We start from the raw sequence: 18648 nt of genomic DNA, 5'->3' as shown, positions 1-18648 counted from the left end.
TAATTTGGGCTGTTCGTTTTTCTTCGCAAAGGAGGCTAATGTGGCAACTATCAAAAATATATCGGCACAGGCTTTGGACGCGCTATGTTGCTGTCCGCTTTTTAAGACTCTGAGCCGTGATGAAATCTCGAAATACCTAGAAAACAGTAATTCCAAGCTCTGCAGTTTTGAGAAGGGCGAGCTGATATTTGACATGGACGATGAGCCGACAGATCTTCTAATTCTGATTAAAGGTTCTGTCGACATAGGCAAGATTTTCCTCGATGGAAGACGAAGCATAGTCACTCATTTTGATGAGCCTGGTGAGATATTTGGCGAGGTTTTGCTATTTTTGAACAAGGACAGCTACGACCACTTCGGCGAGGCAATTGCGCGTTCAGAAGTTTTGATGGTTCCAAAGAAATACATTCTAAGCGATATAGGAATTGGTATCAGGACACACCAGATTCTTTCGTCAAATATGATCAACATTTTGGCGCAGAAGGCTTTCTACCTTAACGGCAGAGTTAGGCTTCTTCTCGGCTCAACGCTTAGATCCAAGATTGCTTACCTCATAGTCAATGAGACGAAATGCGATCCAAAGACCCCGCTCACAATAGGGCGCGAAAACCTTTCTGAGCTTCTCGGCGCGGCAAGACCATCCGTTTCACGTGAGCTTATGAAAATGTACGACGAAGGCCTCATAAATGTTGACGGCAAGAAAATCTACGGAGTTGATTTTGATGGCCTAGCGGATTTAATCTAGTTCGCATGTAACATTTGTTACCTACAAGGCCCTAAATATATGTTAAAATATGTTTATATTAAACAGATGAACAATAAATGGAGGATATAAAGATGGAAAATAAAGTAACTAAGGACATGCTAATCGGTGAGGTTGTATCAAAGTACCCAGAGACAATCGAAATTCTAATGGGGGCAGGAATGCACTGCCTAGGCTGCCCATCATCACAGATGGAGTCACTTTCAGACGCTTGCGCTGTTCACGGCATCAGCTCAGATGCTCTTCTAGCAGCTATCAACGAAAAGCTATCAAAATAAGACGAAAACTGCTGTCAGTGAACAGCAGTTTTTTATTTTTTGCATGGCTAAAGGCCTGCTATTATTCAAATTGTTTAATCGCACCATCCACGAGCGTAGTAATCAGCTCTGAATAGCTAATTCCCTTGTCCATTATAAGTTTAGGATACATACTGTGCTCAGTGAATCCTGGCATTGTATTTATCTCGTTAAAGCAAATCTCACCATCATCAGTATAGAAGAAGTCCACCCTAGAAAGCCCCTTGCATTCAAGGACCCTGAATACTGCCTTGGCCTGCTCCTGAATCTCACAGACTATTTCATCGTTTAGGTCATCGCAGATGCCAACCTTGGTCTTAACCGAATCCTTGTACTTCTCATCAAATGAGTAAAACCTATCATCGCTGACAATCTCACCTATCCTCGAAGCAATTAGCTCACCATTCCCGCAGTCTAAAACAGCTACCTCAATTTCACGACCCGATATGCCCTCCTCGACAACTATTTTATTATGGTGCTTATATGCCTCAGAAACTGCATCTCTAATCTCTGAAGCACTGCTCACCTTACTTACACCTATGGATGAACCTGCATTAGCTGGTTTGACAAATATAGGGTATCTGTTACTGAAGTAGCTTGCTATCTCCTCGCACTGCGCTTTGACATCACCATCTTCTAGCTTAAACTCTAGATAATCAGCCTGCATAAGGTCTAAGCCTTTGACCAGCCTTTTGGTTATCGCTTTGTCAATTGCAACTGCCGATGACATAATTCCTGGACCTATATACGGAATGCCCGCATACTTGAAAATGCCCTGAATTGAGCCATCTTCACCGTATTCGCCATGTAATATCGGTAATAGGCAATCCGGGATATAGATAGGCTCGCTCGCATCATCCCAGCGATAAAGACCCTTCCTCGACATATCCGTTGACAAAAATACAGCTATATTATCTTCTCTATTCTTCCACTCGCCCGATTTTATCTCTTCGCTAGTCGCTTCCGTCAAAAGCCATCTGCCTTCTCTCGTTATGCCGAGACATTTAAGCTCGAATCTGCTTCTATCCACATTTGATGTAAGGGATGCTGCCGAAAGGCAGGAGACATCGTGCTCTGGCGATAGCCCACCGAATATTACTAAAAGCTTTTCCAATTTGTCCTCCAGATTATAGCCTTGATTTCTGATGCTAGATAATGTTTCTGATTATCGCAAACACTATGAGTGCAGTGCAGTAAATTACAAGCAAAATCTTATTCCATCTAGGCATTGCCTTTTGCTTATAGCCAAGGTATGCGTTATATAGTATTTCAAAAAGTAAAAACGGAATGGTTGTAAAGATGAACGGATTAGCGTAGAAAGCCTGCGGAAACCTAAACATCAAAATATTGACGCACATTGTCGTCACACCACAGCCTGGGCATTTATATCCTGTGAAGTGCCTAAAAACACAAGGCACATATATATTCGTCATTCTAAGCCATATATAGTAAATGACTCCCAATATTATAAAGGGAGTCGTTTTCTTCAGCAAATAGCGTAGAAATCCACCTTCTCGCTTATTACATATCTGCATAGTTATTTAGTGTGTCCTGCATTAGAGCATATGATACGATACCAAGTCCTAGGAAGGTAAGCACGATGTATAGAATTCCTGTGTTTGACTTACCTGTAACTCTATCAAGTCTTTCACCCATCTTGTACATCCAGTAGATACCGTAGATTCCGCATGTCAGTATTGAAAATAGGAATACCATTCCACCTGTTGTAGCTCCTACTTCACCTGACAGTGAGTTAACTTCATCGTTGAGCACGATCATCCAGTAGATGCCATAGATTCCGCAGGTTAGCAAGCTGAAAATGATGCAAAGAGCAATTTCTCTTCTTCTAATTGGTGCTCTATACTGATTGAATCCATTTCCGCCAAACTGGCCGTTGTTAGCGTTAAACTGACCATTGTTCTGATTGAACTGTCCGTTGTTAGCGTTAAACTGACCATTGTTCTGATTGAACTGGTCGTTGTTAGCGTTAAACTGGCCGCTATTCTGGTTGAACTGGCCGTTGTTAGCGTTAAACTGGCCGCTATTCTGGTTGAACTGGCCGTTATTTGGGTTCATGTTGTTTTCCATTATTGTTCTCCTTATTAATCTTAATCTTCTACCTAAGATACTCGCTTTTAAAATCTTTGTCTATTATATCATAAGAAATGTGATTTTTAAGGGTAAATTTACCTTTAAATGTAAATTTAAAGCTTCCTTAAGCTTTTTAAGTTTCTTGTAATATATTTTTAACAAATATATCGCTTTGATATCAAACAAAAAGGACTACACCCAGCGTGAACGCCTCGCATAGTCCTTGAAATTCAACAGTCACCCGCTATTCAGTCGATTGCTGTTATAATCTTGTATTTCGGTACTACTGAATAGCACCTGCTTCTGACTACTTGCTGTAGTCGTAGAAACCTTCTCCGCTCTTGCGACCAAGCTTGCCGCCTCTTACCATCTTCTTTAGAAGTGGGTGTGGTCTGTACTTTGTATCGCCGAACTCTGTGTAAAGAACTTCCATGATTGCTAGGCAAACATCTAGTCCGATTAGGTCACCTAGTTCTAGAGGTCCCATTGGGTGGTTTGCACCAAGCTTCATAGCAGCGTCGATACCCTTTGCATCAGCAACGCCGTCAGCTAGGATTCCGATACCTTCGTTGATCATTGGGATAAGAATTCTGTTAACAACGAATCCTGGAGCTTCTGCAACTTCTACAGCTGTCTTGCCAAGCTTCTCAGCTAGCTCAACAATTGTCTTGTTTGTCTCAGCTGATGTTGTTAGTCCGTTGATAATCTCAACAAGCTTCATTGCTGGAACTGGGTTAAAGAAGTGCATTCCGATAACCTTGTCAGCTCTCTTTGTTGCTGCTGCAATCTCTGTGATTGAAAGTGATGATGTGTTTGTTGCGATGATGCACTCTGGCTTTACAAGCTCATCTAGCTCAGCGAATAGAGCCTTCTTAGCTTCCATATCCTCTGTAGCAGCTTCGATGATAAGGTCAGCATCCTTGATAACCTCTAGCTCTGTAGCTCCTGTGATACGTCCTAGAATAGCTGCTTTCTCTTCTTCTGTGATCTTTTCCTTAGCTACCATCTTAGCAAGGTTCTTCTCAACAGTTGCCATTCCCTTGTCGATTGAGCTCTGACGTCTAGCTCTCATTACTACTTCGTAGCCGTTCTGTGCAAGTACCTGAATAATGCCAGCACCCATTGTGCCTGTACCTAAAACACCAATCTTCTTCATTGTAACCCTCCTGTGTGGATATTAAAATAATATAATTCACTCACTTGGTAATTTTGTTAAAAAATTAACCTTTATACAGTATATTATAACACACTCGAAAATAATGTAAACCTTAAAATTTACAAATAAGCTTTCAAAATCTCATCTTCTTTAATTTTTATATTAAAAACTCGATTGATTGTGTCATCTGCAAAAATGCCACAAGTTCACCAATATCTTCAGCGTCGTTTGTGTCTAGTTCAATTGTCAAGCCTTCGCACTCAAGACCTGCAAAATGCTCATCTCTCTCCCTGTTCAGAAGAAGCTGAAGTGAGCCATCCTCATCACATCCCTCAAAAGAAGGAGTCATCAAATCCTCATAAGCTTCTCTTCCAGCCACGCAGATTCTAAGACTTTCTCTATCAAAGTCAAGCGCTGGCATCTGAAGATGCTTGTGCGTAGCTCTTATATCAGTTCTTGCAAACCACTTTGCGATTTCCTCATAGTCACTCTGCCAGCTCTCTACGATAATGCCCTTGTCCTCAGCAGCGAGCATTCTTGAAGCCATCAAAGGAAGATGCGTATCCCATTCAGGCGCGGAAACGCAGTCGTAGAAACCTGTCAAATATGCTTCTACATCGACGCCCATGAATATCAAAAGTAAAATAACCGCATCTGAATTCGCAAGATATGAAGGATCTACACCATCTGGAAGTTCAATCTTTGTGTACTCATTTTCAGAAGCATCCTCTTTGATTATTCTGCTTCCCTTTCCGTATATGACACAAATTTCCGGGCTCACCTTGGCCTTGTTTGCCTGAGCGATAACAAAATGCTTTGCAACGCTGTACGCACAGCGGAGTTCTAAACTCTCTTCAACGATTGAAACTGCAAGAAGTGCAATCTTCTTATTCTCTAGTTTTCGGAGAAGCGCTGTGTATTCTCTTACAGAAAAATCTATGGGCATGAAAACAATCTCTGCACAGCCTTCCTTTTTCTCAAAAAGATCTGTAACAGCTTTGATTGATGCTCTTTCCTCTCTTCCTGCCACTACAAGAATTGTATCGTATATCTGATTGAGATTTGATACATACTCATTAAATCCATTAATCTTATTTACATCCTTCTTGTGGATGCAGTCGTTAAGCCATTGCATTGCCCAGATTTTGTCGAGCGCTGGACTCGCGATGTCGTTAGCGTGTTTCAAATCCTCTGAAGTATATGTCTTGTTATTCTTAATGTTTATTCTCATTCTTTCCCTCCACTCCAAAGAGTTTTTGGAGCTTTTATTTTGTCATTTTCATCATGGAACTTACCGCGTCAAGTAAGTTGCTTAGCTGCACGTCATTCAGCCCATCCGCAAGTTCCATCAGTTCTGCTTCTAACAGCTTGCGACTCTTTAGACGATTAGCATTTCCATCTATATCTCTAGTGACTTGACCGCTTATATACCCAGTATTTTCCTCGACCACGATCTTTGAGCTGTGATTATAGCCATCTACTAGATAATCAAGTCCTACATCAAAATACTGAGCGATATTGTACAGATTGCTCAGCTTTGTTCCATAAATACCCGACTCAATATTTCTCATCGTCTTATCTGAAATCTCAAGGAGCTCGCCGAGCTTCTCACGTGTGATATCGCGTTTTTCTCGCAGGTCCCTAATTCTCTTACCTACCTCTGCATTGTTGATTTCTTTGAATCTTTCGCTCATCAGGCTTTCTCCCCATAAAATAGTATTACTTTTATTTTATGGTTATTGAAATCCATCTTAAAGGAAGCTAGGTTTCCTGTCTTGGAAGTTTAACTTCCTTTTCATTGCGTACATATTATTGTATAATTCGAACAGTTAAGTCTCTGATGTCATTATACATTTGATACAATGCGAAAAATCAATACTATAAGGAGTATCTATGGACTATTTAAATTTCAACTTTAAAGTTAGCAAAAACCTGCGGCTGCTTAGGTCAGCCACGAACATGTCCCAGCATGCAATAGCATCATCGCTGGGAATAAGTCGCTCAAGTTATTGTGCGATTGAAGCGGGTAGACAGCCCCTTGGCCTCTACCACGCAATCAAGCTGTCTGAGATTTTCAGAGTCGATTTCAGAAGACTCTGGTCAGACGATTTACAAAAAGTCATCATTGCTGATTTGCACGAACCCCATTTCCTCAATCCGAGCAAATCCTACTAATCAAATTCTATTCTTTAGATTCTAGCCTTTAGTTCCTCATTTATAAAGTAATCTATATCACCATCCATTACGGATGCGACATTTCCTACTTCGGCACCAGTACGATGGTCTTTAACCATGGTATATGGTTGGAAGACATAGGATCTTATCTGGGAACCCCAAGTTATCTGTGAAAAATCCCCTTTTAATTCAGCAAGATTTTCCTTGTGCTCCCTTTCGGCGAGTTCAGCTAATTTTGATGCGAGAATTCTCATTGCAACCTCACGGTTCTGATGCTGGCTTCTCTCGTTTTGGCATGTAACGACTATGTTTGTAGGCAGATGCGTAATTCTTATCGCAGAATCTGTCGTATTGACGTGCTGTCCGCCTGCACCAGTCGACCTATATGTGTCTATTCTCAAATCCTGAGGATTTATTTCGATATTGAAATCCTCGTCCATTTCCGGCATAACCTCGACTGATGAAAAAGAGGTCTGTCTCTTTCCTGCCGCGTTAAATGGCGAAATTCTGACGAGTCTATGCACTCCATGCTCTCTTCTGAGATAGCCATAGGCATTCTCACCATCGATTATCATCGTGCAGCTTTTAATTCCTGCCTCTGCATCATCCTGGAGGTCTACTACTTTGACCGTGTATCCGTGCTTATCTGCCCATCTTGTGTACATGCGCATCAGCATCTGAGCCCAGTCCATAGCGTCGACGCCACCAGTTCCAGCGTGAATTGAAAGAATCGCGCTGTTGCTGTCGTACTTTCCGTCTAGAAGGAGTTTGAGCCTAAATGTCTCAGCATCCTTGCACAGCTCATCAAAGTTCTCGACCACCGTCATCGCCTCGTCTTCATCCTCAAGTTCCTCTGCAATTTCTATCATTTCAGAGATATCTTTAAAGCCCGAGCTCAGTCTGTCATATTCATTTACGGTGCTCTCGAGAGCCTTTTTCTTTTTGAGCAAGCTTTGCGCCTTTTCGGGGTCATCCCAAAAGTCGCTCTGCTCGCTTTGTTTATTCATCGAATCTATCTTCGCCCTAAGACCTGCGAGGTCAAAGGGACTCACCTGCCTCTTTGAGTCTTGCTTCAGCCTTCGGTAAATCCATCTTTACCGGATCAAGCATCAACATCAAATCATCTCCCCTCTGTGTTGGAATATGTTTAAAATCCTATTCTGCGTCAGCCATATCCTTCTTCATACAGCAGTTCTTATACTTCTTACCGCTTCCGCATGGGCAAGGATCATTTCTGCCTATCTTTGGACTTTCTCTTCTCACAGTCTCCTGTCTATGCTCTCGTTCCTCTTTGTGCTGAGCTGGCTCCCCGCTCTGAGGTTCTTCGTCATGATATTCTGACTTGCTTGCAGTCATGCTACCGCCTGTAACTGACTTGCGCTCAGCCTTAGTATCAACAGAGACATTGTAGCAGTATCTTACCGTATCCTCCTGAATAGCTCCAATCATCTGCTCGAACATATCAAAGCCTTCCTTGCCGTATTCAGCGGCAGGATCCTGCTGACCTATAGCTCTTAGTCCAATACCTGACTTTAGCTGATCCATAGCGTCGATGTGATCCATCCAGAGACTGTCAACAACTCTGAGAAGGATAACACGCTCAATTTCACGCATCTGCTCTACGCCGACTTCCTCTTCCTTCTTGGTGTAGAGTTCGTCTAGCTCTGCACAGATGTCCTGAATTAATGATTCCTGAGTCATGTCTCTGAGCTCGTCAGCGCTGTAGTCTACTCTCATCTCATAGCTAGGAATTAGCTTGTTTAGATTACGTCTCATCTCAGCGAAATTCCACTCCTCAGGGAATTTGCTGTCCATGGTTGAAGGTCCAATGATTGCAGCAACTAGGCTGTCCTTCATGTTCATGATATCGCTACGGATATCTTCACCAAAGAGAACCTTTCTTCTCTCACCGTAGATGATAGTTCTCTGCTTATTCATTACATTATCGTACTGAAGAACGTATTTTCTGATACCGAAGTTCTTACCCTCAACCTTCTTCTGAGCGTTTTCAATTCTTCTTGAAAGAACGTTTGCTTCTAGCGGTTCGTCTTCTGCAAGTCCGAATCTGCTAACGATGTTTTGCATCATTTCTCCACCGAAGCGGCGCATCAAATCGTCCTCGAGTGAGATAAAGAACTGTGTTGTACCAGGGTCACCCTGTCTACCAGCTCTTCCTCGTAGCTGGTTATCTATACGTCTTGACTCGTGTCTTTCACTACCTAAAATGCAAAGACCACCAAGCTCGACTACCTGCTCGTGTTCAGGCTGTCTCTCAGCCTTATATTTGTCATGAAGCTCAGCAAACTTCTGTCTAGCTGCATTTAGCTCCTCGTCATCGCTCTTTACAAAGCTTGTTGCAAATAGAATCTGCTCTTCTGTATATCCGAGCTTCTTCATCTCGCGCTTTGCCTCAAACTCAGGGTTACCACCTAGGATAATATCGGTACCTCTACCAGCCATATTGGTTGCGATGGTTACCTGTCCTAGTCTACCTGCTTCAGCAACAATCTCTGCTTCGCGCTCATGCTGCTTAGCATTTAGGACATTGTGCTTGACACCCTTCTTTGTTAGAAGATTGCTCAAAAGCTCAGATTTTTCGATTGAAATCGTACCTACAAGCACCGGCTGCCCAGTTGCGTGAACCTCTGCAACCTTATTAGCAAGAGCCTTGTACTTTCCGCTCTCCTTTAGGTAAACAGAATCTGGAAGGTCCTCTCTCTTAGGAGGTTTATTTGTTGGAACAACAACTACATCCATATTGTAGATATCACGGAATTCCTCTTCCTCAGTCTTAGCAGTACCAGTCATACCTGATAGCTTATTGTACATACGGAAGTAGTTCTGAAGCGTTATAGTTGCCATTGTCTTTGATTCAGATCTAACCGATACATGCTCCTTAGCCTCGATAGCCTGGTGCAAGCCGTTGCTGAATCTTCTTCCGACCATCAGACGACCAGTGAACTCATCGACAATCAAAATTTCTCCGTCGCTAACGATGTAGTCGACGTCTCTTTCCATGATGTTGTGAGCCTTCAAAGCCTGAAGAACGTGGTGGTTGATTTCCATATTCTCAGGGTCACCGAAGTTTTCGACACCAAAGAAAGCTTCAGCCTTGCTTACGCCGGCGTCTGTCAAAGAAACCTGCTTATCCTTTTCGTCTACGATAAAGTCGCCCGTAGGATTTGTATCCTTTTCGTCAATCTGCTCACCTCTTGTGAGAGTCTTAACAAAACGGTCCGCCTTTTGATATAGGTCTGTTGACTTATCGCCCTGTCCAGAAATAATCAAAGGTGTTCTCGCCTCATCGATTAGGATTGAGTCGACCTCGTCTATAATCGCATAGTTTAGCTCGCGCTGTAAGAGCTCTTCCTTGTAGATAACCATGTTATCTCTCAGGTAGTCAAAACCGAACTCGTTATTTGTTCCGTAAGTGATGTCGCAGCGATACGCCTGCTTTCTCTCCTCACCTGTGATGCTATTGATAACGCAACCAACTGTGAGTCCAAGGAAAGTATAGAGCTTACCCATCCACTCCGCGTCACGCTTTGCTAGGTAATCGTTGACAGTAACTACGTGTACACCGTCGCCAGAAAGTGCATTTAGGTATACAGGAAGTGTAGCCATCAAAGTCTTACCTTCACCAGTCTTCATCTCGGCTATACGGCCCTGGTGAAGAACGATACCACCTATAATCTGCACGTGGAAGTGCTTCATTCCGAGGCTTCGAACTGCAGCCTCTCGGCAGACAGCAAAGGCCTCAGGCAAAAGGTCGTCTAGCGTTTCACCCTCTGCAAGTCTTCCCTTAAATTCATCTGTTTTAGCACGAAGTTCATCGTCGCTAAGCTTGGCAGTTTCCTCATCTAAGGCCTCGACCTTCTCCGCTATTTTCTCGAGTTTCTTGACTTCCTTAGCGTTGAGGTTGCCAAATATTTTTTCCATTAGGCTCATTTCTTTTCCCCTTCTCCGGCGCCTTCATCGAGTTTCTCGACTCTAATCGTGAGCTCTAGCGCCTTTCTATCATCTGCTTTTGTTACTATTGCTTTAAATTTCTTTTTGCCGACCACATATTCGAATCGGTCCCCTCTGCGTGGCAACTTGTCAAGCTGTATAGCAGCCCATCCGTTTACCGTTGTCGCATCTATCTCGGCTTCTTCGCCAAAGTAGTCCATCATCTTCTCAAAGTTCGCTGATCCGAGCACCCTGTAGCTTCCGTTCTGCTGTAAGGTTATCTCTCTCATCGCAACCGTGTCGCTCTCGTCGTATATCTCACCAACAAGCTCCTCGATGATATCCTCAGAGGTTACTATACCCTCAGTTCCACCGTATTCATCAACGATGATTGCCATTCTGCACTTGTTTTCCTGTAGCTTTCTTAGCAGATCTATCGCCTTCATCGAGCCCGCAACGTAAATTACTGGCTTAACTAGGTTTGCTATGCTAGCACCACGCTTATATACGTAGTTGTGGAAATCCTTTTGATTGAGTACTCCTATTATTCGGTCAAGCTCATCCTCGTAGACTGGAAGCCTTGAAAATCCTGTCTTTCGGAAGATCTCATCAACCTCTTCTTCAGGAGTTTCAACCTCGACAGCCTCTATGTTTACACGTGGTGTCAAAATATCCTGAGCCTCGAGTTCCCTAAAGCTTATTGCATTCTGGATCATCTCGTTTTGCTCTTTGTCGATACCGCCTGTAACGAAGGCCTCGTCAACTATTGTTACGAGTTCGTCCTCTGTTATGCTAGGTACAACCTCAGTCTTGAAAATTACTGAGAGCAATTTTTTCCACTGCGCAAATATCCAGTTTATTGGCGTGAGAATAATCCTCAGCAGGTTTATAATCGGTGCGGCAAAGGAAGCAAAGGTCTCTGGATGTTCCTTAGCAAGACTCTTCGGAGTGATTTCACCGAAGGTCAAAACGATAACCGTTGTAACTATTGTCGAAATCGTAGCACCGTACTGCCCATATAGGTTTATAAACAAAACCGTTGCTACTGCTGTACTTGCGATATTTACAAGGTTGTTTCCGACCAATATCGTCGAAAGCAGGTTGTCGTAGTTCTGCTCGAGAGCTAAAACTCTCTTAGCTCTAGGGTTACCTGCGTCAGCCTTATTCTTAATTCTTATTCTGTTGAGTGAAGTAAACGCCGTTTCCGTCGCTGAAAAGAAAGCGGAGCAGAGCAGTAATACTAAAATTTGTACGACTGACGACGTTATACTGTGACTTTCCATATATTATTTCTCCCTAAATCTCAAAGTGAGCCTATTTACCCAATTTACCCGATAATTTTATCATATAAATGTGAAAAAATAAAGGAGATAGCCCTAAAAATCAATGTGTTTTCAAAAAGCTCAAAACATTGTATAATAGGTTTAATCAAATTGAACTTATTTGTATGGAGGTCAGCATGTCTACTAAGATAGAACTTCTAAAATTTTTAGACGAGAACTACGGTTCCTTTGTTTCAGGCGAATGCCTAGCCCAGACCTTGGGTGTTTCTCGAGCTGCGGTGAACAAGGCTGCCTCTGCACTCAAAAAGTCAGGCTACAAGATATTGAGTAGACCAAGCCAAGGCTATAAGCTACTTGAGAAAATCGATATTCTAACCGAGGAATCCATCGGTTCCAAGATAAATGAGGCTTGCAAGCTCATGGTTTTTGATGAGATTGACTCAACAAACAACTTTGCACATTCCCTGCCATCATCAGATGTACCACAGGTAATCGTTGCAAACTGCCAGACTGCAGGTAAGGGGAGACTCGGAAGGAGCTTCATGTCCCCGTCAGACAACGGAATTTATCTGACCGTTGCCTTCAGACCAAACTTTGATTTAAACAAATCACCTTTCATAACCATGGCATCTGCACTAGCAGTTTGCAAGGCACTTGAGAATGTTTGTGATATAAACCCTAAGATTAAATGGGTCAACGATATTTTCTATAAGAACAAAAAGGTTTGCGGAATCTTAACAGAAGCTCAGACCAATCTTGAGACTGGCAGAATTGATAAATTGATTATCGGAATTGGCATCAACTGTTTCCCAAGTAAATTCCCTGAGGAAATTGCTGATATTGCAGGAAGCGTAGCGGACGAAAACGGTGCGTTTTCGAGAAGTACACTAGCTGGTGCAGTAGCTGATAATATTCTCGCCATGATTAAGGAATTCCCAAGCACAAACTTCCTTCCTGAGTACAGAAGAAAATGCTTCATACTCGGCAAAGACATCTACGTCCATACAATCGCAGATGGCAAGCGCATCAAAGCACGCGCCCTAGATATCGACGACAAGGGAGGGCTCGTTGTGGAGTACATGGAAGGTGTCAGAATGAGAGAAATTGAGACCCTATCATCGGGTGAAGTTTCCATCAGGCAATAGTCTTGCAAATCCTTCGCAAGCTATAGAACGTAAATCTATGTATAGGTTACATCGCAAATAGACGATTCTTATAAGCCTTATAATTACAACAAAATAAGATAACTATAAAGACCGATTTCTAAAAATCGGTCTTTTGATTTACCATATATCTTGGCGTGATTACTTGCTTTCAGGAGTCTTTTCTACAAGTTTTCCCCATACAACAATTCTGTCATCGCCTGGGTCATAAGTACAGGTACTTAGCATAACTATCTTGTCATTTGCCGTTACATCTACGGTTCCCTTGTAGCCAGCGAGTTCATTTTTGCTGAGTACATTATTGATGTATGCTTCTTTAGTTGATACATCATCCTCTGCAATATTGAGATTATATATGCTCTCATTAGTTGCATTTACATTTGCTGCACCGAAAATCTCAAGCTTATAGTTCTTCTCAGGCGTATAAATGTCGATAACTTTGTGCTTCTTATAGTACTTCGCATCCTCAAAGTAATTTCCGAGGCTATTGAACATACTATCGTCAAGCATTCTGTGTCCGTAAACAATGGTCAAAAAACTATTGAACGGATCCCTATTGTTGCTATCGATGAAAATAGAACCCTTACGGCTGTACTCTCCTGTCATGATGTGGTAGAGATAGTAATCGTTGTCACTTCCCTGCATGATAGGATAGTTGATAACCGTACCCTTAGATCTGATCCATCCCTTGACATTCTTGCTAATTTTTGTCAAAGCATCCCAGTCGATTGTGAGGTCCTTTTCTTCCTTATCTGCTGATTCACCAGCACCAGCAATCTTTGCAAGATCATCGTAGGCAACTGTGCCCTTGTGATATTCCATATAAATCGTGAAAACCTTATATCCACTGAAAATCATAACGCAAAGCAGTGCAAGCATTACGAGTCTGTAAAGCCATGTTCCTAGCCCTGCTTTTTTCTTTTCTTTTTTACCCATATCAACCTCTTGTCCTTACTCTTCCCCATTCTCGGACTCATACTCATCTATCATCGTCTGAAGCTTATCACCAATTCTTCCGATAGCCTCATACCTCACAGGTTTACCGTCCTTAAAAATTATCTCGTATCCACATCCAGGCTCAGGCATCCAGTCCCACATAGACCTTTCGTCACCGAAAAGATGATCCATAAAGCTAGAAATTACACCACCGTGACATATCATCACAGTCATAGGTACATTCTTAGCAACATGTTCATCTATCAAAAACTGACCGCCTCGCCTTGTTCTCTCATGAAATTCGTTTCTGGATTCACCGTTTGGAAGCTTGACCTCACCAATCTGATCGTATCCCCACTCTAGGAAAACCTCATCGTCCTTAAGAGAATCAAAGGCTCTGCACTCGTAGTCTCCGAAGTTCATCTCTTTCATATCCGTGATTCTGCCGTGTTCAACATCTCCAAACAGAATCTCAAGAGTCTCCTCTGTGCGCTTCATACCAGTTGTGAAGAACTGCGCTCCCTCAGGAATATCAGGATAAAAACCGCTATTCCTTTGTTCAATAAGCTCTGCAACGCCCTCTTCGCAGAGGCCTATATCCGTCGCTCCGTAGAACCACTTCTTCTTATTCCCCTCAGTTATACCATGTCTTATGATCAAAATCTTAGATTCCAACTATTTTATCCTACTTTCAATTCCGCAGAAAACTGTATATACCTCGTCAGCCTCTGCAGCTACAGCATTGACAACCCTTCCGTTCGTCTCACGCCAAGCTCTCTCAAGCTTGTCCATAGGAACAAGACCACGAGATATATCCTCACAGATTATTATCTTATCCTTCATCAAAGGAAGCTGCGCCCTTATGTATTCATCAGCGCTTTGCCCCCTCTTCTCATACCCATATATAAATTTTTCCAAACCGTAGATGACTTTTCTCCCAAAGTCGATAGACTCCATATCGCTATTGCAATAGCAAATATCCTCATCTTTGATTCCGAAGCTTTTTCTGGCAAAATCGAGCTTACCCTGATAAGCTCCCGCATATATCAAAATCATTGGCTCTCCTTTCGCTCATCATTCCTACACTATTATCAGCGCTGCCAAAATCATTCCGCCAAGTTCACCCATGCAGATGCTATATCCTGCGATATCGCCATTCATGCCGCCCAGGTTATGTCGTGCATAAAGACAAGAAAGAAGCGTAACACATGAAGTTCCAAGGGATGAAACAACAAGTCTAGCTATAGCCTCTGGCCTTGCAAAGATGATTGCAAAGATGAGAATTAACAAAAAGTAGGCACATGTAATCAAGGCTACCATCTTAATATACTTATCTCTAGGTTTTTCGTGATCCTCTAGATACTGGCTTGTCGTAAGTGGCTTGAAACTAAGCACACAAGCACCTGCCGTACCACGGGAAATAACTGGAATTGTCAAAAGAGGAAAGAGCCCACTTATATCCATAGGCTTTATAAAAAAGCTAAAGCTCGCCACATACATAGCAAGAACTAGGAATACCAAAGTTATAACGGCAAAAGCTCCAACCGTCGAATCCTTGAGAATCCTAAGTCTATCCTCCAAAGGTCTGCGCGACATAATCGCGTCATTGACATCCATAAAGCCATCCATATGCATAAAGCCACATATCGCATAGATAAAAAAACATATTAGCAGTGCTGAAAGCAGTGGATAAACTGCAATTCTTAGCAAAATACATCCTAGGATAAACCAGATAATACCTGCAACCATTCCTACACCAGGTAGAAAGGCCAGCATCATGTTCTTAAGTCCGCTATCCCATCTCTTGTACGGACAAGGCAAGGTTAAAAAATTACCCCAAGCCATGAAAAACCCAATAACAAAATCCTTCATAACATACTCTCTAAATCAATTCAAAACTATAAATGACCCTTGCGCGCGATGACATTACCACAAATAACCTCGCATACAAGCTCGCATTTATTCGCTAAAGCCCTATCTATCAAAGCAAGCCCACGCCTGTAGTTTTCCGTAAAATCATCAAAAATTCTAGCCTCAGAATATATGTAATCAGAAACGAAAACTACATTGCCGCTAAGCTCAGCAAATCTCAAAAGGTCCTCTGAAACCTTCTCAGCCGCGTGCTCATCAAAATCTCCCATCCAGAACATCGCGTTAGCAAGCTGTGCTGTAACGCTGTCCAGAAGGAAAACTCCGTCCCTATCTAAATTATATGGTGCATCAAAGAGCTCACACATGTTCATAGGCTTCTCAACCGTGATAAAGCCCATTCCGTCACGGTCTTCTACATGCCTTTGGATTCTAAGCTCATCCTCATCGTCCGTTGCGACCATGGTGGCAAGATAGTATAGCTTTTTCCCCTTTGCCATGTCAAACGCATATCTCTGAGCAAAGGAGGACTTGCCATTCTTTGCGCCTCCGCTTACAAAAACATTCATATTAAAACAAACTCTTTTCTCTCAGCTCATCAAGATATTCCGAATCTATCTGTCCTTCATCTAGACTCTTCATCTCATTCATAACAGCACAAGCCGCTTCCATAATCTTAAATGCTATAGGGCATCCGCTAGCCTCACCGAGCTTCATCTCAAGGTCAAACATCGGTCTAATTCCAAGCTTTTTCACCGCTGCCTTATATCCTGGTTCCTGCGAAAAATGCGATGTGAACATGAAATCCTTAACCCTAGGATCAATCTCAGCTGCAAGAAGCGCTGCCGCAATAGAAATATATCCGTCCACAACAACTGGAATTCTATTAATCGCTGCACCTAGGAAGGCGCCTGCCATGGCACAGATATCGTAGCCACCAAAAGCTGCTGCGCGTTCTATAGGATCGGGCATATCATATTTTGATACAGCCTCTGCAACAATCTTACACTTTTTGCTCAGGGATTCATCGTTCAGTCCACCGCCTCTTCCGACAACCTCCTCTGCACTCATTCCTGTAAACGAGCTTATTATGCAGGCTGCAGTTGTTGAGTTTCCTATACCCATTTCGCCGACGCCGTAGATATTCTTTCCGGCCTCACAAACCGCATCGGAAGCCTCGATTCCGGTCAGTATCGCAGCGATAGCTTCTTTTTTAGTCAAAGCTGGTTCCTTTGCTAGATTTCTGCTTCCATCAGCAATTCTTCTGTCTACGACAAGTCTCTGAATCTTTCCATCAACTAGCATGTCATCTGCAAGTACGTCAGCTGGTATCGGAAGTTTAACGCCAACATCTATATCTAAAATGTCTATTCCAAAGTACTTGGCCTGTGCACCTACACCTGTAATACGCTTTGTGAAGTTAATAGTCTGCATCAAAGTAACAGTCTGAGGAGCCGATGCCACACCTTCCTCGACAACACCGTTATCTGCGCACATCAAAACGACAGCCTGATTATCTACCATATTTCCGTAGACTTTCCCAGTAATACCCGCAAGCCTAATGCTCATCTCCTCAAGCCTTCCTAGGCTTGTTGGAACTTTGAGTCTATAATCCTGTCTCACCTTAGCATCCTTCATCGCCTGCTCATCTAGAGGCTTGATTTCTGCTAGGCGCTCTCTGAGCTTTGATTCGTCTGCAGAGCAAATCCATTTATTCATTACTTAGACCTCATTTTTCAAAAATTCGTTGTAAAATATACAATGATTTTATCATATCTTTGTGTTGAATAAAAGAAGGCCTTATTGCCTCAGCAAAGATTCAAATATATAATATTTTTACAAGGTAAAGCGATTTATTATTTTGATTATGAAAGGGAATTATTTATGAACAAACGAATCATCAGCAATATTCTATTGCTAGTCACAGCACTGATCTGGGGTTCGTCCTTCGTTGCCCAGAAGGCGGGTACGGCGCTGGAGCCGTTTACATATAACGGTATCCGTACACTAGTTGGTGGAATTTCTCTAGTCCCAGTTATATTGATTCTATCAAGGGTCGGCAAAAGCAAGGCAGACGAAGCTGCGCCTAAAGACAAGAAACCACTAATACTTGGTGGTATAGTCTGTGGTACATTTTTGGCGATTGCCTCAAATCTTCAGCAGTTTGGCATGTACTTTGATGCCGATGCTGGTAAGGCCGGCTTTATAACCGCGCTATATATAATGATAGTTCCAATTTTAGGAATGTTTCTCGGCAAGAGAGTACGTCCTCTAGTGTGGTTCTGCGTGCTTCTTGGAGCATGTGGATTCTACCTTTTGACCATCGCAGGCAAGGGCGTTGGACTCACAATAGAAAAGGGAGATCTCTTCGTTTTGCTCTGTGCGGTACTGTTCTCATGCCATATTCTTGCAATCGATCACTTCTCACCTAAGTGTGATGGTGTCAAGCTATCCTGCTTGCAGTTCTTTGTTGCAGGAGGACTTAGCTTCATCATGATGCTAATATTTGAATCACCTGATATAAACCAGATTCTCGACTGCTGGTTCCCTATCATCTATGCTGGTGTATTCTCCTGTGGTATCGCCTATACGCTTCAGGTTGTTGCCCAAAAGAATGCAGAGCCTACAGCGGCTTCTTTAATTCTCAGCCTTGAGTCTGTGTTTGCAGTTATCTCTGGTGCAATTCTTCTTGGCGAGAGAATGACAGGCTATGAAATTCTCGGATGCATAGTGATATTTATTGCCGTTATCCTAGCTCAACTTCCGGAGAAAGATAATACGAACATTTAGAGCAAAACTACTTTGATATATTCGTATTTTTGCCAAAATCTCAATAAAATGTGTCAAAACATTTGTTTTTTTGCATTTCAGGAAATTATTTTTATAGTCAATTGTAACTTTACTACATTATAATTACAGTGTATTTATTTTAACTATTAAGTTGATGTATTAAAGGAGAACAATCAAT

The 18648-nt window shown here is 42.4% G+C and carries 19 protein-coding genes and 1 pseudogene; 5 read left to right on the top strand and 15 right to left on the bottom strand.

Going from position 1 to position 18648, the window contains the following annotated elements:
• Positions 1–73: 73 nt before the first annotated feature.
• Together ADJ67_00975 and ADJ67_00970 are read left to right on the top strand one after the other, a co-directional pair.
• Positions 74–745, top strand: a complete 672-nt coding sequence (locus ADJ67_00975) for a hypothetical protein (protein AKT47613.1) — start codon at positions 74–76, stop codon at positions 743–745.
• Between the two features lie 92 nt (positions 746–837).
• Positions 838–1041: a disulfide oxidoreductase gene (locus ADJ67_00970; protein ID AKT46415.1), complete on the top strand. Its 204-nt coding sequence runs from the start codon at positions 838–840 to the stop codon at positions 1039–1041.
• A gap of 61 nt (positions 1042–1102) precedes the next feature.
• Here the strand turns inward: ADJ67_00970 and ADJ67_00965 are convergent, their stop codons facing one another.
• The 6 genes and pseudogenes from ADJ67_00965 to ADJ67_00940 form a co-directional block, all read right to left on the bottom strand.
• Positions 1103–2185 (bottom strand): hypothetical protein, encoded by a 1083-nt coding sequence (locus ADJ67_00965; GenBank protein ID AKT46414.1) that lies wholly within the window; start codon positions 2183–2185, stop codon positions 1103–1105.
• A gap of 22 nt (positions 2186–2207) precedes the next feature.
• Complete coding sequence (locus ADJ67_00960) at positions 2208–2594, bottom strand: hypothetical protein (GenBank protein ID AKT46413.1); 387 nt, start codon at positions 2592–2594, stop codon at positions 2208–2210.
• On the bottom strand, positions 2581–2910 hold the full coding sequence (locus tag ADJ67_00955; GenBank protein AKT47612.1) for a hypothetical protein: 330 nt from the start codon (positions 2908–2910) through the stop codon (positions 2581–2583). Before ADJ67_00955 ends, ADJ67_00960 begins: the two co-directional genes overlap by 14 nt.
• Positions 2911–3457: 547 nt before the next feature.
• Positions 3458–4306: a 3-hydroxybutyryl-CoA dehydrogenase gene (locus ADJ67_00950; protein ID AKT46412.1), complete on the bottom strand. Its 849-nt coding sequence runs from the start codon at positions 4304–4306 to the stop codon at positions 3458–3460.
• 157 nt (positions 4307–4463) lie between these two features.
• Positions 4464–5537, bottom strand: a complete 1074-nt coding sequence (locus ADJ67_00945) for a hypothetical protein (GenBank protein ID AKT46411.1) — start codon at positions 5535–5537, stop codon at positions 4464–4466.
• Between the two features lie 247 nt (positions 5538–5784).
• Positions 5785–6000 (bottom strand): annotated as a pseudogene (locus ADJ67_00940) (hypothetical protein).
• Positions 6001–6199: 199 nt separating this feature from the next.
• Between ADJ67_00940 and ADJ67_00935 the strand changes: the two are divergent.
• On the top strand, positions 6200–6481 hold the full coding sequence (locus ADJ67_00935; GenBank protein ID AKT46410.1) for a hypothetical protein: 282 nt from the start codon (positions 6200–6202) through the stop codon (positions 6479–6481).
• A 14-nt stretch (positions 6482–6495) separates the two neighbouring features.
• On the opposite strand, the gene ADJ67_00930 is transcribed toward ADJ67_00935, so the two are convergent.
• The 3 genes from ADJ67_00930 to ADJ67_00920 all read right to left on the bottom strand — a co-directional run bounded on the left by ADJ67_00930 (position 6496) and on the right by ADJ67_00920 (position 11712).
• A complete protein-coding gene (locus tag ADJ67_00930; protein AKT46409.1) occupies positions 6496–7488 on the bottom strand; it encodes a peptide chain release factor 2 in 993 nt (330 codons plus the stop codon).
• 148 nt (positions 7489–7636) lie between these two features.
• A complete protein-coding gene (locus tag ADJ67_00925) occupies positions 7637–10429 on the bottom strand; it encodes a preprotein translocase subunit SecA (GenBank protein AKT46408.1) in 2793 nt (930 codons plus the stop codon).
• Positions 10426–11712, bottom strand: coding sequence for a transporter (locus tag ADJ67_00920; protein AKT46407.1), 1287 nt, complete (start codon positions 11710–11712; stop codon positions 10426–10428). Before ADJ67_00920 ends, ADJ67_00925 begins: the two co-directional genes overlap by 4 nt.
• A 176-nt stretch (positions 11713–11888) precedes the next feature.
• On the opposite strand from ADJ67_00920, the gene ADJ67_00915 reads away from it, so the two are divergent.
• Positions 11889–12857 carry a hypothetical protein gene (locus tag ADJ67_00915; GenBank protein AKT46406.1) on the top strand — a complete coding sequence of 323 codons (969 nt, stop codon included), beginning with the start codon at positions 11889–11891 and terminating at the stop codon, positions 12855–12857.
• Positions 12858–13016: 159 nt separating this feature from the next.
• Here ADJ67_00915 and ADJ67_00910 read toward each other — a convergent pair whose 3' ends face one another.
• From ADJ67_00910 to ADJ67_00885, 6 genes are read right to left on the bottom strand one after another with little or no spacing between them, the layout of a single operon-like run.
• Positions 13017–13811: a hypothetical protein gene (locus ADJ67_00910; GenBank protein ID AKT46405.1), complete on the bottom strand. Its 795-nt coding sequence runs from the start codon at positions 13809–13811 to the stop codon at positions 13017–13019.
• Between the two features lie 15 nt (positions 13812–13826).
• Positions 13827–14486, bottom strand: a complete 660-nt coding sequence (locus ADJ67_00905) for a hypothetical protein (GenBank protein ID AKT46404.1) — start codon at positions 14484–14486, stop codon at positions 13827–13829.
• On the bottom strand, positions 14487–14867 hold the full coding sequence (locus ADJ67_00900; GenBank protein ID AKT46403.1) for a hypothetical protein: 381 nt from the start codon (positions 14865–14867) through the stop codon (positions 14487–14489).
• Positions 14868–14891: 24 nt separating this feature from the next.
• On the bottom strand, positions 14892–15683 hold the full coding sequence (locus ADJ67_00895) for a hypothetical protein (GenBank protein ID AKT46402.1): 792 nt from the start codon (positions 15681–15683) through the stop codon (positions 14892–14894).
• 26 nt (positions 15684–15709) lie between these two features.
• Positions 15710–16249 (bottom strand): hypothetical protein, encoded by a 540-nt coding sequence (locus ADJ67_00890; protein ID AKT46401.1) that lies wholly within the window; start codon positions 16247–16249, stop codon positions 15710–15712.
• A 1-nt stretch (position 16250) separates the two neighbouring features.
• Complete coding sequence (locus ADJ67_00885) at positions 16251–17399, bottom strand: hypothetical protein (GenBank protein ID AKT46400.1); 1149 nt, start codon at positions 17397–17399, stop codon at positions 16251–16253.
• A gap of 165 nt (positions 17400–17564) precedes the next feature.
• Here ADJ67_00885 and ADJ67_00880 point away from each other — a divergent pair, with 165 nt between their 5' ends.
• Complete coding sequence (locus ADJ67_00880) at positions 17565–18470, top strand: permease (protein AKT46399.1); 906 nt, start codon at positions 17565–17567, stop codon at positions 18468–18470.
• The last annotated feature ends 178 nt before the right edge of the window (positions 18471–18648 follow it).

Source organism: Eubacterium sulci ATCC 35585 (assembly GCA_001189495.1).
Classification (GTDB): Bacteria; Bacillota; Clostridia; order Peptostreptococcales; family Anaerovoracaceae; genus Eubacterium_B; species Eubacterium_B sulci.
This window is presented reverse-complemented; position numbering and strand designations above follow the sequence as displayed.

Coding starts and splice junctions, on each gene's coding strand:
- ADJ67_00970 (AKT46415.1), top strand. CDS start 838: ATGGAAAATAAAGTAACTAAGGACATGCTAATCGGTGAGGTTGTATCA.
- ADJ67_00960 (AKT46413.1), bottom strand. CDS start 2,594: ATGCAGATATGTAATAAGCGAGAAGGTGGATTTCTACGCTATTTGCTG.
- ADJ67_00950 (AKT46412.1), bottom strand. CDS start 4,306: ATGAAGAAGATTGGTGTTTTAGGTACAGGCACAATGGGTGCTGGCATT.
- ADJ67_00945 (AKT46411.1), bottom strand. CDS start 5,537: ATGAGAATAAACATTAAGAATAACAAGACATATACTTCAGAGGATTTG.
- ADJ67_00935 (AKT46410.1), top strand. CDS start 6,200: ATGGACTATTTAAATTTCAACTTTAAAGTTAGCAAAAACCTGCGGCTG.
- ADJ67_00930 (AKT46409.1), bottom strand. CDS start 7,488: ATGAATAAACAAAGCGAGCAGAGCGACTTTTGGGATGACCCCGAAAAG.
- ADJ67_00925 (AKT46408.1), bottom strand. CDS start 10,429: ATGAGCCTAATGGAAAAAATATTTGGCAACCTCAACGCTAAGGAAGTC.
- ADJ67_00920 (AKT46407.1), bottom strand. CDS start 11,712: ATGGAAAGTCACAGTATAACGTCGTCAGTCGTACAAATTTTAGTATTA.
- ADJ67_00915 (AKT46406.1), top strand. CDS start 11,889: ATGTCTACTAAGATAGAACTTCTAAAATTTTTAGACGAGAACTACGGT.
- ADJ67_00910 (AKT46405.1), bottom strand. CDS start 13,811: ATGGGTAAAAAAGAAAAGAAAAAAGCAGGGCTAGGAACATGGCTTTAC.
- ADJ67_00900 (AKT46403.1), bottom strand. CDS start 14,867: ATGATTTTGATATATGCGGGAGCTTATCAGGGTAAGCTCGATTTTGCC.
- ADJ67_00895 (AKT46402.1), bottom strand. CDS start 15,683: ATGAAGGATTTTGTTATTGGGTTTTTCATGGCTTGGGGTAATTTTTTA.
- ADJ67_00890 (AKT46401.1), bottom strand. CDS start 16,249: ATGAATGTTTTTGTAAGCGGAGGCGCAAAGAATGGCAAGTCCTCCTTT.
- ADJ67_00885 (AKT46400.1), bottom strand. CDS start 17,399: ATGAATAAATGGATTTGCTCTGCAGACGAATCAAAGCTCAGAGAGCGC.
- ADJ67_00880 (AKT46399.1), top strand. CDS start 17,565: ATGAACAAACGAATCATCAGCAATATTCTATTGCTAGTCACAGCACTG.